15 protein-coding genes are annotated in these 14,336 nt (G+C 64.7%); 9 read left to right on the top strand and 6 right to left on the bottom strand.

Annotated elements, in window-relative coordinates:
• Window positions 1–4: 4 nt before the first annotated feature.
• The 3 genes from BLR29_RS14345 to BLR29_RS14335 form a co-directional block, all read right to left on the bottom strand.
• The gene (locus BLR29_RS14345) at window positions 5–646 is read right to left on the bottom strand and encodes a response regulator transcription factor (RefSeq protein ID WP_092137663.1); all 642 of its coding nucleotides are present in this window, start codon (window positions 644–646) and stop codon (window positions 5–7) included.
• Entirely contained in the window at window positions 643–2,409 is a 1,767-nt protein-coding gene (locus tag BLR29_RS14340) for a PAS domain-containing sensor histidine kinase (RefSeq protein ID WP_255371235.1), read from the bottom strand. The genes BLR29_RS14345 and BLR29_RS14340 overlap by 4 nt, the downstream gene beginning before the upstream one ends.
• A gap of 403 nt (window positions 2,410–2,812) precedes the next feature.
• Window positions 2,813–3,187: a response regulator transcription factor gene (locus BLR29_RS14335; protein WP_092137661.1), complete on the bottom strand. Its 375-nt coding sequence runs from the start codon at window positions 3,185–3,187 to the stop codon at window positions 2,813–2,815.
• Window positions 3,188–3,393: 206 nt separating this feature from the next.
• On the opposite strand from BLR29_RS14335, the gene BLR29_RS14330 reads away from it, so the two are divergent.
• From BLR29_RS14330 to BLR29_RS14315, 4 genes are all read left to right on the top strand, one after another.
• Complete coding sequence (locus BLR29_RS14330; RefSeq protein ID WP_092137660.1) at window positions 3,394–3,705, top strand: ferritin-like domain-containing protein; 312 nt, start codon at window positions 3,394–3,396, stop codon at window positions 3,703–3,705.
• A gap of 25 nt (window positions 3,706–3,730) precedes the next feature.
• Complete coding sequence (locus BLR29_RS14325; RefSeq protein WP_255371234.1) at window positions 3,731–4,909, top strand: catalase family peroxidase; 1,179 nt, start codon at window positions 3,731–3,733, stop codon at window positions 4,907–4,909.
• The gene (locus BLR29_RS14320; RefSeq protein ID WP_092137659.1) at window positions 4,906–5,451 is read left to right on the top strand and encodes a cytochrome b; all 546 of its coding nucleotides are present in this window, start codon (window positions 4,906–4,908) and stop codon (window positions 5,449–5,451) included. Before BLR29_RS14325 ends, BLR29_RS14320 begins: the two co-directional genes overlap by 4 nt.
• Window positions 5,452–5,758: 307 nt before the next feature.
• Window positions 5,759–6,097: a cupin domain-containing protein gene (locus BLR29_RS14315; protein WP_369804620.1), complete on the top strand. Its 339-nt coding sequence runs from the start codon at window positions 5,759–5,761 to the stop codon at window positions 6,095–6,097.
• A gap of 19 nt (window positions 6,098–6,116) precedes the next feature.
• Here the strand turns inward: BLR29_RS14315 and BLR29_RS14310 are convergent, their stop codons facing one another.
• Complete coding sequence (locus BLR29_RS14310; protein ID WP_092137657.1) at window positions 6,117–7,145, bottom strand: LysR family transcriptional regulator; 1,029 nt, start codon at window positions 7,143–7,145, stop codon at window positions 6,117–6,119.
• A 237-nt stretch (window positions 7,146–7,382) separates the two neighbouring features.
• Between BLR29_RS14310 and BLR29_RS14305 the strand changes: the two genes are divergently transcribed.
• Window positions 7,383–9,101: an FAD-dependent oxidoreductase gene (locus BLR29_RS14305; protein ID WP_092137656.1), complete on the top strand. Its 1,719-nt coding sequence runs from the start codon at window positions 7,383–7,385 to the stop codon at window positions 9,099–9,101.
• On the opposite strand, the gene BLR29_RS14300 is transcribed toward BLR29_RS14305, so the two are convergent.
• Window positions 9,071–9,874, bottom strand: coding sequence for a sensor histidine kinase (locus BLR29_RS14300; protein ID WP_092137655.1), 804 nt, complete (start codon window positions 9,872–9,874; stop codon window positions 9,071–9,073). The genes BLR29_RS14305 and BLR29_RS14300 overlap by 31 nt on opposite strands.
• Window positions 9,875–9,876: 2 nt before the next feature.
• Window positions 9,877–10,491 carry a flavodoxin family protein gene (locus tag BLR29_RS14295; RefSeq protein WP_092137654.1) on the bottom strand — a complete coding sequence of 205 codons (615 nt, stop codon included), beginning with the start codon at window positions 10,489–10,491 and terminating at the stop codon, window positions 9,877–9,879.
• 201 nt (window positions 10,492–10,692) lie between these two features.
• Between BLR29_RS14295 and BLR29_RS14290 the strand changes: the two genes are divergently transcribed.
• The 4 genes from BLR29_RS14290 (at window position 10,693) to BLR29_RS14275 (ending at window position 14,332) form a co-directional block, all read left to right on the top strand.
• Window positions 10,693–11,400, top strand: a complete 708-nt coding sequence (locus BLR29_RS14290) for a CBS domain-containing protein (protein ID WP_143018462.1) — start codon at window positions 10,693–10,695, stop codon at window positions 11,398–11,400.
• A complete protein-coding gene (locus tag BLR29_RS14285) occupies window positions 11,306–12,376 on the top strand; it encodes a GlxA family transcriptional regulator (RefSeq protein ID WP_369804613.1) in 1,071 nt (356 codons plus the stop codon). The genes BLR29_RS14290 and BLR29_RS14285 overlap by 95 nt, the downstream gene beginning before the upstream one ends.
• A gap of 194 nt (window positions 12,377–12,570) precedes the next feature.
• Window positions 12,571–13,326 carry an SDR family oxidoreductase gene (locus BLR29_RS14280; RefSeq protein WP_092137651.1) on the top strand — a complete coding sequence of 252 codons (756 nt, stop codon included), beginning with the start codon at window positions 12,571–12,573 and terminating at the stop codon, window positions 13,324–13,326.
• 526 nt (window positions 13,327–13,852) lie between these two features.
• Window positions 13,853–14,332, top strand: a complete 480-nt coding sequence (locus BLR29_RS14275) for a carboxymuconolactone decarboxylase family protein (RefSeq protein WP_092137650.1) — start codon at window positions 13,853–13,855, stop codon at window positions 14,330–14,332.
• Window positions 14,333–14,336 lie beyond the last annotated feature (4 nt).

Here is a 14,336-nt window from a genome sequence, read left to right as displayed (position 1 = left end):
CCGCTCAAGAGGAAAGTCCTGAGGTCACGCCAAGCGCCTCGGCCTTGAGCACGAAATCCGCCAGGGATCGCGAGCCCATCTTCTTCATTGCCTGCCCGCGATGGATCTTCACGGTGATCTCGCTCAGGCCCATTTCGGCGGCGATCTGCTTGTTCATCAGGCCGCGCACCACCAGCGCCATCACTTCACGCTCCCGCGTCGTCAGCGCTTCATAGCGCTGGCGCAACTCCGCGCTCGACAGCGCCGCGGCGCGGCGCGCTTCGTCACGCGCGAGCGCATTGGCTACCGCGTCCAGCATGTCCTGATCGCGGAAGGGCTTGGCGAGAAAATCCATGGCCCCCGCCTTCATGGCCTTTACCGACATCGCAATATCGCCGTGCGCGGTCATGAAGACGATCGGAATGGGGATGTTGCCGGCAGCGATCTGCTCTTGCACCGCAAGCCCGCTCTGCCCCTTCAGCCTCACGTCGAGGATCAGGCAGCTCGGCGCGTCTTCGATCTTCCTGGCAAGGAACTCTTGCGCCGACGCAAACGTTTCGACCCTGTGCCCCACGGAACGCAGCAGCATGTTGACAGCGATGCGCATGGATTCGTCATCGTCCACGACGTAGACGATGGGGGTGCCGGGGCTTGGCTCGTTGCTCATGGCTGGCTTTCCTCGTGTAGTGGCAACGCCAGTTGAAGCAAGGCGCCGCCTTCCGGCGGGGAGTCGGCCCAGATCCTGCCGCCGTGGGCCTCGACAATCGATCGGCAGATGGAAAGACCCATGCCCATGCCGTCAGCCTTGGTGGTGAAGAAGGCCGTGAACAGCCGCTCGGCGTCTTCCTCGCGAATGCCGTGGCCGGAATCCTTTACCGCCAGAGTGACGTGCTTCGTGTCACTGGCCGTGGTGGAGATCCATAGCTGCCGACGCCGTCCGGTGATGCCCGACATGGCCTGTGCGGCGTTGATCAACAGGTTGACCACGACCTGTTGCAGCTGCACGCGGTCTCCGTTGATGACCGGCGCCGGAACACACAGGTCCACGAACACCTCCACGCGATGTTCCTGCAGCTCGCGGCCGACCAGTTCGATCGCTTCTTCCACCAGCGCATTGAAGTTCATGGCCGCAAAGCTCGGATCGTGTTTCCGCGCCATCGAGCGTATGCGGCTGATGATTTCGCTGGAACGCTTGGCATCGCGGATCATCTGGCCAATCGACAGCGTCGCCTCCTCGAGGTCCGGTTGCGGGCGATTCAACCATCGCAATGCGGAGTCCCCACAGGTCACGATCGCGGAGATCGGCTGCGTCACTTCATGCGCGATGGAAGCGGCCAGCTCGCCCAGCGTCGTGACACGCGTCACGTGCGCAAGCTCGGCAAGCGAGCGTTGCAGTGCCTGTTGCGTCAGGACGGCATCGGTGATGTCCATCAGGGCGCCGACATACTCGAAATGGCCATCCTTCGCCGAGACCACGCGCGCGACCAGTCGAACATGCTTGACGGTGCCGTCCGGCATCAGCAGACGGTGCGAAACATCGATACCCGGCTCGCCGGCGCGCGTTTTCCCGCGCACGGCCAGCACGAGGTCCACGTCTTCAGGGTGGGTGCGTGCCAGCACGTGTCCGGTATTGGGCAGTACGTCCCGGGCGTAGCCCAGGATGCGATACGCCTCGTCCGACCAGACCATGTTTCCCTCGGGCAGGTGGAGCTCGATACTGCCGGTCTTGCTCAGGCACTGCGCCTCCGCCAGGAATGCCTCGCTCTTGGCCAGGGCGGCCTTGGCTCGCTGACGCTCGGTAATATCGTTGTTCGTCGCCAGCACGCCGATCGGTGTGCCAGCCGGATCGCGCCACAGCGCCCATCTGCTGGAAATAACGATCCCTGCGCCGTCGCGGCGAACGCGATGCAGTTCGCCATCCCAGCGCCCGGTGCGCAGCAACTCGGCCTGGATCTCCGCCAACGGAATCGGAAAGCGTGTCTGGGTCAGACGGTGGAAGGATTTCCCGATCGCCTCGCTGGCGGTCCACCCATAGACGTCTTCGGCACCCTGGTTCCAGAAGGTGATGACGTCGTTCATGTCGTAGACGACGATGGCATCGTGCGTCAAATTGAGCATCTGCACCTGCCCCCGCAAGCGCGCGGTGCTGGCCAGATTGCGCAGGGTCAGGACGGTGGTCGTGGCGATGGCCAGCAGACTGAACACGCAGCGTGCCAATGACGCGGCACTCTCGTTCACATCCCTCGACAGCAGGAATCCCACGACGGTGAGCACCGCGCATGCCACGCCCGCAAAGCGGGTCGCGCTGCGTGATTCGGTGGACGCCACCAGGAGGACGACGATCACGTACAGGACGGCGATCGCAATATCCAGCGGCGTGAATGCATCGATCAGGAAAACTGCCAGCGCGAGCGCCGCGGCTGCCAGCAAGGGCGGGCGGCTATCGCCGCGCCTGGGGTCGATGGGCGGGAACGCGCTCGGCCGGTTTGCCCCGGACGCATTGGTGGCCCAGGCAAAGATCAGGGGAACGCGAGGACGGCGAACGAGGGGCATGCGATTAGAGGACAAGGATTGCTCTGCGAAGGCTGTTGTCCGTCACGCGATGGAACACAACCTTCTTCCGCCGGGCGGCCGTTGCGGGGCAACCTCCAGACGCCAATGCCCCGGCACGGTGCACTGGCGACGCCCCCGGCGCCTGATTTCTGCTGCGCTCAGGAATGAATAATAGTAGTAAAGTTTTCCCGGATTTGTGATGCAAAAGGCAGGAGCCCGGGCGCCTTCGCGTGGTGCCATCCGGACGAAGTGACGCCCCCTCCGGCTCACACAGGGCCAATCAGGACGCGAGCCGCATCACCTGTTCGAGACACGCCTGGATGGCGGCCCCATCAACCGGCTTGCACAACAGGCTCAGCGCGCCGCCTTCCATCGCCTGCTTGCGAATCGCTTCCGTGCAAAACGCCGTGATAAAGATCACGGGCACCCGGATGTGGTCCTCCGTCAGCCGACGATGCATTTCCAGCCCCGTCATGCCAGGCATCTGTACATCCGAGATGACGCAAGCCACATGCGCGGCGCTACCGGAACTCAGGAAGGATGCCGCCGAGGAAAACAGGCGAACCTCCCATCCCAGTGATCGCACCAATCGCGACGTGGCTTGGCGAACCGATTCGTCGTCGTCGACGACGGCTACTGTCTGATTGTTGTACAAGCGACTTCCTCGACCTGGCTTGGCAATGGGAACGGCGCGACCACCGCATCGACTCCCATCTCTTGGAAAGCATCATACGGCCGGGGCTCCGGCGCGGAAATCATATGTACGTATATAGGCGTCGCGTCCGGTGCCACGATTCGCGGCGTCAAAAGTAGCCTGACAGGCACCCCACGAGCCATCACCGGCAACGCGACCGACGGATCATGCAAATGCGAGAAAACCGGGCTTGTCGACAAACGCCCGAATCGCGCGACGCGCAGGATGGTGGCACGACGCTGCGTTCGATCGCGGACATCCAGCGCCACCAGCGGATCACGGACAACGATGCGGAATCCGTCGGCCCGCACGCGATGCTCGCGGAGCTACGCGCCGACAACATGCAGCTCGCCGCGACCATGCTCGATGTTCACGCGGTCTGCGATCACCACGGGGATGTCGCCACGACGAGCCTGCTTGAAAACTGGATCGACGAAGCGCAACGCCGTGCCTGGTTTTTGTCCGAAGCCGGCCGCTAGGGAGGCAAACGCGACTGAAGGCGGTATGCGGCGCCATGCGCTGCAGGAGTTCGAAGTTGACATAGTCTCCCTGCATTGCGAGGAATGGATGATGGCCAATAACGTTGGAAGTTCTTCCAACCGGCGCCCGAAGCTGAGCGCTTCGGCGATGGCGATCCGGTATGCCGGCATCGGCGCGGCGACGCTCTGCATGGCGGGCGCCTTCGCCTATGCGGGGGGCTGGCTGTCTCCGGGCCGGCTTACGCAAGAGCGGATTGTTTCGGGTTTCGAGGCGACGCAGGGCAAACATGTCGGGTTTCGCCGCAATCACGCCAAGGGCCTCTGCGCCACCGGGTGGTTCGACAGCAGTGGTGCGGCAACGTCTGTGTCGAAGGCTGCGCTGTTTGCACCGGGGCGCGTGCCGGTGGTGGGTCGCTTCGCGTTTGCCGGCGGCATGCCGTATGTGCCTGACGCGCCCGGCACCGTCCGAAGCCTCGCGCTGCAGTTCAAGCCCCCGGGCGCGCAGGAATGGCGGACGGCGATGATCAACCTCCCCGTCTTTCCCTTCAGTACGGTGCAGGCGTTCTACGAGCAGATGATGCTGTCGGTTCCCGATCCGGCGACCGGCAAGCCTGACCCGGAAAAGATGAAGGCCTTCGCCGCGGCGCATCCGGACTTCGTTGCCGCCGGGGCCATCTTCGGGGGCCGCGTTATCTCCTCCGGCTTCGCGAATACCGCTTACAACGGACTGGATACGTTTCGCTTCGTGGACGGGGCCGGGGCTTCAAGGCCCGTACGCTGGTCCGCCGTGCCGATCCAGCCGATCGTGAGCGCGGGAAAGCAGCGCGGCATGGATCCGAACTACCTGTTCGACGACCTGATCGCGGAGGTGGCAAAGCACCCCGTGCAATGGAAAATGGTGGCAACGATCGGCAAGCCGGAAGATCCGGAGCGCCCCGACAAGATCTGGCCCGCCGACCGGCAGCAGGTCGAGATGGGCATCGTCACGCTCGACAAGCTATCCAGCGAGGACGACGGCCCTTGCGTCGACATCAACTTCGACCCGACCGTACTGCCCGCCGGCATCGAGACCTCCGGCGACGCCATACCAAGCGCCCGCTCCGCCGCCTATTCGCGGTCCTTCACATTGCGCGAGCGCGAGCGTGGCGCGAAGCCGCCCAGCGCGATCACCCGGCAAGACGTGGCAGCAGGAGGAAACCCATGAGTGCCGCACCCCAATCGTTCTCGATCCCGTCGCGGATCCTTCACTGGCTGATGGCGCCGCTGATTCTGGCCATGCTCTTTATCGGCGTGGGGATGGTGGCAACGGTCTCGGACCGCTACGCCCTGCTGGTGTCGATTCACAAGCCGCTTGGCGTGGCCATTCTCGCGCTGGTCGCCATACGGCTCGTGGTCCGCCTGGCGCGGCGCCCCCCGCCGCTGCCGGTTGCGCTGCCACCGATCCAGCGCCTGGCGGCGCGGGCATCCCATATGCTGCTGTATCTGCTGATGTTCGCGATGCCGCTGATTGGATGGGGCATGCTTTCGGCGGCCGGATATCCCATCGTCCTGGGCCAGCACGTGCAGCTGCCGGCCATCCTGCCGCACAACGCCTACCTGTATGCCACGTTGCGGCAAGCCCATACGGTATGCGCTTTCCTGCTGTTCGCGATCGTCCTGCTTCATATCGCTGCGGCGCTCCATCACCGTCTCATCCGGCGTGACGGCGTGTTCGACGCCATGACTTCCGGAGAACAGGGTCGATAGCCAGGCAATGGCCACCGGCAGCCGCAAAGCGCAGGGCGATGCGGCTGGTGCCGCACGGCGGCGCGCCAAATGTCTGCACATTGCCCCCCCTATGCCGGCGCGTGGGGCGCGATCCGCGATCCAGGTCTTCCTCTGCGCAAGGTCGCCACGCGGCCTTGTTCCACCTATGATGAAACACACGGCGACGGCGATATCCATCGCTGTCGGATCATCCACGCACGCCTGCCGAGGACCGCCCATGCCTGCCCTGACAAAACGCACTCTCCTGACGCTCGTGCTGTCATGCGTCCCGCTTGCCCAGCCGGCGATGGCGGCACCCGAGATCTCGGTCACGCCGCTGATGACCCAGATACTGGCGGACTATCCGGGCAAGGAGGCGCTGATGATCACCGTCACCTACCCGCCCGGTGGCGCGGACCCGGTCCATCGTCACAACGCGCACGGTTTCATCTACGTGCTGGAAGGCACGGTCGTCATGCAGGTGAAGGGTGGCAAGGAAGTAACCCTGAAACCAGGGCAAACCTTTTATGAAGGGCCGGACGATGTCCATGTGGTCGGCCGCAACGCCAGCAAGACCAAGCCGGCGAAGTTCCTGGTGCTGTTGCTGAAGGACAAGGACGCCCCGGTTCTGGTGCCTGTGAAATGACGCGTCGACGACACCGGACTCAGGCGGCCATATCCGCTACCGGAGCCTCACTATAGAAATCGCTCAGGCACTGCAGATTGCCGGCGCGTATTTTCTCCGTCATGAAGTCGATGAAGACGCGGATGCGGGCCGGCAGGTGTTGCCGGCTAAGGTAGCAAATGTAATGACCACGGTCGTCGGGCGCGTGCCGCGCCAGGGCCATCACGAGTTCCTCGGCCGCGATGTGGTCGCAGACCAGATAGGCAGGCAACTGTGCAATGCCATGCCCCTGCAGCACCGCCCGCAAGACCAGTTCTGAATCGTTGAAGGTGAGACGCGCCGCCGGCAGGTACTTGCGCAGGTGCCCATCGACCTTGAACTCCCATTCGAACACCCTGCCACTTGCAAAGCGGAAATTGATGCACTCGTGCAGGCTCAGGTCCTCCAGCGTATGCGGCAGTCCGCGCGCCTTCACATAGGCGGGCGCGGCGCAAAGCGCCATCTGCATCGGAATCAACTGCTTGGCAATGATGCTGGAGTCCTCGATGCGGCCATTGCGAAACGCCACGTCGATCTGCTCGGAAGCGAAATCGGTCAGCCGGTCGTCCAGCAGAAGATCGACGCCGATTTCAGGGTAGGCCGCCACGAAGTCCGACAGCAACGGTGCGACAACCTTCCTGCCAAAGCCCACCGTCGCGCTGATGCGCAGCATGCCGCGTGGCGGCCCCTGGCGAAGCTCCAGCATGTCGTTCATGGCCTCCACGATATACGTCACGCCCAGGTGGCAGTTATCGAAGAAGCGTTGTCCTTCCCGGGTCAACTGCGTGGTGCGCGTGGTGCGCAGGAACAACCGGGTACTCAATTGCGCCTCGAGCTTCTGGACGTTCCGGCTCACCGCCGAGCGGCCGATGCCCAGGCGCTCGCCGGCCCTGGCAAAGCTCCCTTCGCTGGCAACCGCCATGAATGCCATGATGCCCGCGTAGCTCGCGGCAAAGCTCGTGGACAGCGCGTCGGCGCGATTCGGCAAACTGAGGCGAAATCCACCTTGCGATGCGTCAGCTTGATTCATATCTGATGTTTTCCGCTCATTTTCATACACGACCGGGCGTCGTGCGCGCTGCGGCGATGCCCCACAGACCGCTCTCGCACGCCCCGGCGATTCGGGTGATTCCGGCGCTTTTTCCTGCAGTCGGCCTTGCCGTCCGCAGCCATACCTAAGTGCTAGCGATACCTCCTTGCGCATGAGTGAGCTGCGGGGCGGGGACTGCTACGCTGCGTCGCACGAACAACACTGTTTTTCGAAGCCATGGAATCCCTCGCCGCCGGACATTCGCCCCACTCCCCATCCGACCCTCGCACGCAGGACGATGCCTCCGGCAACACGCCTGTCGCGCCGGCCGTGGCGCTGCAACGGCCGCAGATGTATCCGCACCTGGATGCCGCCGACATCGCCCGGGTTTCCGCCTTCGGCACCGAGAGCACATGGCGTGCCGGCGAACTCGTGGTGCGCACCGGTGACCCGGCCCGCGGCCTGATTCTGGTGATCGAGGGGCGTATCCGCGTGGTGCAGCGCGACGGCATTCGCGACAGCACGCTGATCGTCGAGCACCGCGCGGGAAACTTCCTCGCCGAGATCGGACAGCTTTCCGGCAAGCCCGAGCTCGTGGACGGCATTGCGATGGAGGATGTTCGCGCCGTGGTGGTGCCCCCGGAGCGCCTGCGGGCGCTGGTGGTGGCGGAAGCCACGCTTGGCGAGGTGATCATGCAGGCGCTGATCCTGCGCCGCGCGGCCCTGATTCAGCGCGGACGCGGCCCGGCGCTGATCGGCCATGGCAGCGAGCCCAGAATGCTTGAATTGCAGGCTTTCCTGCGACGCAACAACTATCCTCATTCGGTCCTCGACATCGACACCGACGACGATGCGGCCAGCGTGCTTCGCAAATTCGATTCGAGCCAAGTCGATCTGCCCCTGGTGATTTGCCCCAACGGATCCATCCTGCGGCACCCCGATACCGCGCAGTTGATTGCCTGCCTTGGCCTGCTACCCGAACTCGATGGCGACCAGGTCTATGACGTCGCGATCATCGGCGCGGGTCCCGCCGGCCTGGCTGCCGCGGTATATGCGGCATCGGAGGGCCTGCGCGTCATCGTGCTGGACGCGCTGTCTCCCGGCGGGCAGGCCGGCGCCAGCGCCCGCATCGAGAACTACCTGGGGTTTCCCGCCGGCATCTCGGGCCATGCGCTGGCCTCCAACGCCTTTGCGCAAGCGCAGAAGTTCGGTGCGTACTTCGCGATTCCCGTCGAGATCACGCAGCTCGAGTGCGGCGCGGTGCATCACCTGCGGACCCGGGATGGCGAGACGATCCAGTCGCGCACGGTGATCATCGCGAGTGGCGCGGCTTACCGTCGCCCGCCGATTCCGCGTCGGTCGGAATTCGAGGGCCGGGGCATCTACTACTGGGCGTCGCCGGTGGAAGGCAAGCTGTGTGCGAAGCAGGAAGTGGTGCTGGTGGGTGGCGGTAATTCCGCCGGGCAGGCCGCTGTCTTCCTGGGCACCCAGGCCGCGCACGTTCATATCGTGATTCGCGGACCGGGTCTGGAACAGACCATGTCGCGGTATCTGATCGACCGCATTGCCGCGCAGCCCAACATCACCGTCCACGCCCGCACCGAGCTGGTCGCGTTGATGGGCGAAGCGAACCTGACGGCCGTCGCGCTGCGTCATCGCGATACGGGTACGCAAAGGATGATGCAGATTCAGCATGTCTTCCTGTTCACCGGTGCGGAGCCCAATACCGCGTGGCTGGGCGACTGCGAGATTGGCGTGGACGAAAAGGGCTTCGTGCTCACGGGCCGGCATGCCGAATCGTCGACACACGCCCTGGAAACCCGCATACCCGGCGTCTTTGCGATTGGCGATGTCAGATCGGGTTCGACCAAACGCGTCGCCACCGCGGTGGGCGAAGGCGCGGCGGTCGTCGCGCAGATCCACAGCTACCTCGCGGCGGCGCAGCACGCGGCGTGACGCGCCGTCATGCACGGCAGGCGAACCACGAACCGGGCGCCGCCTTCCGGCCGGCGCTCGGCCGCGAGGCTGCCTTCATGGTCCGTCACGATGCGGCGGCAAGTCGCCAAGCCGATTCCCATGCCGTCGCGCTTGGTCGTGTAGAACGCATCGAACAGGCGCGACGCGGCTGCGGCGTCGAAGCCGCAACCCGAATCGCTGACGGCGATCACCGCGTGCGATCCTTCGACCGACAGGCCGATGGACAGATGCCGCGTCGCGGCTGCATTGCCCGTCATGGCCTCGATGCCGTTGATCACCAGGTTCGCCAGCACCTGCTGGAGCGGGACCCGCTCGCCCAGGACGAACACGTCATCGCCGGGCGCATCCACCCATACCGTGACCTGGTTCTGCCGGAGCTCCTGGTCGAGCCATTGCAGGGTGTCGCGCAGCATCGTGAGGATCGACAGCGGCTGCCGTGGCTTTGCCGTCGGCGATGCCATCGACCTGACTTCGGTCAGCACCGCGCCCGCGCGCAGCGCATTCTCGACGAGCGCCTCCAGCGCCGCGATGGCCGCCGGCACGTCCGGTGAGTCCCGCCTCAGCCATCGCAGCGCGGCCTGACCCCGCGTCGCCACCGAGGCAACGGGCTGCAGCGCTTCATGCACGATTGTCGCGACGGACCTGCCCAGCAAGGCAAGCCGGTTGGCGTGCACCAAGTCACGCCGCGCAGCTTCCGACTCGAATGCTTCGCTGGCGACGGATGGCGATGCCGCGTCTTCCGCGCCGCGCATCGCTATGCCGCCTGGGCGTGCTGCGCCAGCGCCGCGCGCCCTGCCGCCATTTGCAGCGCCACCGCGGCAACCCGCGCGCCAAGGTGGGCTGATGTCCTGAGATCCGCGGGCGTTGCACCGGCGTCGGCGCTGGTGTCCGCGTCGGACTGGGCCGCCGCACCGAGGAAATAGCTGTGGCGGTTCAAGGTGTCCTCGTGCGAGGTCGAGCTGTTGTGTCCGGGCGGCAGGCCGAGGTTGACCCAGTGCATCCCCAGTTGCGCAGCAAAGATCGACAACTGCTGCAACGTGTTCAGCTTGTCACCCGAGCGCGACGCCGCGTTGGTGAAACCGGCCGCGATCTTGTCCTTCCACGCGCCCGTCGCAAACACCGTCCGCGACGACGCATCCATGAATGCCTTGAACTGCGCCGAGGCGCTGCCCATGTAAGTCGGGGTGCCGAAGATGATCGCGTCGACCGATTCGAGGCCAGCCCAATGCGCGCCGATGTCCTCCACCGGGATCAGGAGGCTCTCCACCCCCGACACGCTTGCTGCACCGTTACACACGGCTTCCGCCTGTTTGCGCGTGTGGCCATAGCCGCTGTGATAGATCACCGCGACGCGAACTGCATTGCTCATTCAAGAATCCCACATTCGAGTTAATGCCGGCCACGAACCCCACACTTGCCGACCCGCTCCGATCTTAGTGAGAGCCTTTTGCGCCGTAAATGACAGTGATCCCAGATTTTCTGCCAGACCGCCGGCCCCTCATGGCGCGCCGTGCAGCCCTCGGGCGGCGATTGGTGCGTAAGTGGAAACGCCGCCGCCACGCAAGCCGTCTTGTCCCTCGCAGTGGGCCTCTCTACACTTGCGTCCGGTTCGTTACCGCGCATCGCGCACGCCCAGACCCATGAAGATAGCTCACGACCTCGATCTGTCAGCACATCGGCACGCCGCCATGCCTGCGGTGCGGCGATGAGTGAAAGCACCCTGCATGTGAAACCGACGCGCGGCTTCGATGGCGCATTCTTCCTCGACGCCGTCGTGCGCCGCATCCCGGGCGTCCAGCACACGCAATGCCTGGGCGACGCCCTCCGGATCTTTGCGGACCATCCCCCCGCCACGGCGATCGCCGTGCTGGCCGACGATAGGCCGATCGGCATCATCTGCTGGAACCTGATCGCCGACGTGGTGCGGCTGCCGTGCTATCGCGCGTCGATTGGCCGGGAAAACTGCATGCTGTTTGTTTCACGCGCACCGAACACACTCTGTATCGATGCCAACGTGGCGGAGCTCGCCCGGGCACTCGCACGCGAGCGGCATCGCGCCTCCCCGGACCCGTTTGTGGTGACGCGCAACGGTGCTTACCTTGGCATCGTGGAAAGCCAGGCCCTCGCGCTGGCGATCTCGGGCATGCGGCGCACGACGGCCGCCATGCAGCGTGGAAACGCCCTTGCGCCAGAATATGGGGATGACATACCATCGGCCGATTTTCCCGATCCTTGCCATGGCATTGACTCCTACCCCTCTCGCCTCAGGGACCATTGACGACATGCCGCGCAATGTGCTTTTCGTGGCATATCCGGACGTCAGCCTCCTCGATCTCGCGGGACCGCAGACCGTGTTCTGGGCCGCCTCGAACTACGCCCGCGCACGCGGCCTGGCCGGCTATTGCTGCCTGACCGTGAGCGTGTCCGGCGGAGCCGTGCCGTCAGTGGAAGGCACCACGATGCAGACCCTGGCACTCGAATCCTTCGACACGCGAATGATCGATACCGTCATTGTCCCGGGCTCTCCGGACATCATCCGGGTGGCGCAGAACTCCGCAGCGTTGATCGACTGGCTGCGCACCACATCGGGCAAGGTGCGGCGTGTCGCTTCCGTCTGTAGCGGCGCCTTCCTGCTGGGGTACGCGGGCCTGCTGGACGGCCTGCGCGCGACGACCCACTGGGCCATGCACGATCGGTTTCGCGCCCTGTTTCCCACCGTGGACCTGGACCCCGAAGCGATCTTCGTGCAGCAACGGAACCTGTGGACTTCGGCCGGCGTCACGACCGGCATCGATCTTGCGCTCGCCATGGTGGAGGCCGACTACGGTCATGAGATCGCCCTGAATACCGCAAAGGAACTTGCCGTGTTCATGAAGCGGCCGGGCGCGCAGCCCCAGTTGAGCGAGATCCTGATCACGCAGAGCCGGCAGGTGCCGGTTTTCGAGAGCCTGCACCTCTGGATCGTCCAGAACCTGTCCAAGGAAGCACTCTCCGTCGAGCAGCTTGCCGATTACGTCGGGATGAGCCCACGGAATTTCGCCCGGGTTTACAAACAGAAGACCGGCCGCACGCCGGCCAAGGGCGTCGAGCACTTCCGGGTGGAGGCGGCCCGGCGATTGCTCCAGGACCCGCATCGACCGGTCGACCAGATCGCCCAGGAGTGCGGTTTTGGCACCGAAGAACGGATGCGGGTGACCTTTCAACGCCACTTTGGGCTTTCGCCCAGCGAATTCCGCGCACGGCTGATTCGCTAGAAGGCACCCTTCCCCGCCAAGCCACCTCCCGTTTCTCCGCCGTCGACGGCAAGCCGGTTGCCTGTTGCGCGCAGCCGCGAACGGATTGGTGCCAAACGGGAAACACCGTGGGTCCCGCATCGGTCTGGTGCGCGGTTGCGCTGCTACCTAGCATTGACGCTGTGTTGTTCCACCTTCCACAGCGGAGATGCATCATGAAGATCGTGGTTATCGGCGGTACCGGGCTCATTGGCAAGAAGGTCGTGGCGCGGCTTGCGGCGCAGGGGCATGACGTCGTCGCGGCGTCCCCACAAACGGGCGTCAACGCCCTGACGGGTGAAGGCCTGGCGGCAGCCCTCACGGGCGCGCAGGTCGTGGTCGATGTCGCCAACTCGCCTTCCTTCGAAGACACCGCCGTCATGAACTTCTTCGAGACATCGGGCCGCAACCTGGCGGCGGCCGAGAAAGCCGCGGGCGTTCGCCACCATGTCGCCCTGTCCGTGGTGGGCACCGACAAGCTCGCGCAGAGCGGCTACTTCCGCGCCAAGATCGCGCAGGAAGCGCTGATCCGCGAAGCCGGCATTCCCTACACGATCGTCCGCTCGACGCAATTCCTGGAATTCCTCGGCGGTATCGCGCATTCCGGCGCGGATGGCGACACCACGGTGCGGCTCTCGCCCGCGCTGATCCAGCCCATCGCCTCGGATGACGTCGCGCACGCCGTGGCCGATTCCGCCATCGCCGCGCCGGTCAATGGCATCGTGGAGATCGCCGGGCCGGAACGATTCGAGATGAGCACCCTCGTGCAACGCTACCTCAAGGGGATTGGCGATGCCCGGACGGTCGTGGCGGACCCCACGTCCCGCTATTTCGGCGCGGACCTTCAGGAAGGCACGCTCGTACCGGAGGGCATCGCCCGGCTGGGACGCGTCACCCTTGATGCATGGCTCGCCCAGTCCCAGAAGTCATAGCGTGGAGGGCGGACGGCATGCCGCCCAGGAACTTGTTCGCCATGCCGAACACTGACGTCCGAATGCAAAGATGGCCCGGCAAGGGATGCACGGCATCGTGACGATTGCCGACTGACCAAGTCGGCGAGACAGGCGACCGTGTTCTTGCGAGCACGGTCGTTGCTCGTCCCTACTGCCCACGACGCTTTCCTGGTGGCTTCGCCCGGAAAGCGACTGCGGCCTGCTGACTCCCCATCGTGAAGCCCGCCCGCAAGGGAGACCCCGCGGCGCCACCGCATCGCGGTCTTGTGGATTCCGTGCACCGAATCGGCATCGAGACCTGCCAATCGTGGGCGTTCACACCGACCTCATCACGCGATCATCCATCGCGCCGTGATTGGTGCCGATGCGACAACAGAGTGCGCACCTTGGCGGTACTACCGGCGCATGGCGTCGACGTCTACGATTCTGTCCAGGCGGTTCCCGCGGCAAATCGTCCGACGCAGGTCCTGTCAATTCGACGACCGCCCGCTCATCAGGAGAGAACATGACGCAACGCCTCAACTACCTTCAGCAATCCCCGGAGTTGTTCAAGAAGTATCTGGAATTCAGCATGCTGCTCCAGAACGGCCCGATCGAGGAGTCCATCCGTGGTCTCGTCGAGATTCGCGCCTCGCAGCTCAATGGCTGTGGGTTCTGCCTCGACATGCACATCAAGCAGGCCAAGATCCATGGCGAGCGCGAGCTGCGCCTGCACCATGTCGCGATCTGGCGCGAGTCGACGCTGTTCTCCCCTCGTGAGCGTGCCGCGCTGGCGTGGACCGAAGTCCTGACCAACATCCCGGCCCACGGCGTGCCGGACGAGATCTATGACCGCGTTCGCACCCAGTTCTCCGAGAAAGAACTCACGGATCTCACGTTCCTCGTCATGTCGATCAACGGCTGGAACCGCCTGAACGTGGCGTTCCGGATGGTGCCCGGTTCGTCGGACAAGGCGTTCGGGCTCGACAAGGCCAACCTGGAATAACGTC

The sequence above is a fragment of the Cupriavidus sp. YR651 genome (assembly GCF_900101625.1).
Taxonomy (GTDB): Bacteria; Pseudomonadota; Gammaproteobacteria; order Burkholderiales; family Burkholderiaceae; genus Cupriavidus.
The sequence above is the reverse complement of the archived record's forward strand: the minus strand, read 5'-3'. Positions and strand labels throughout refer to the sequence as shown.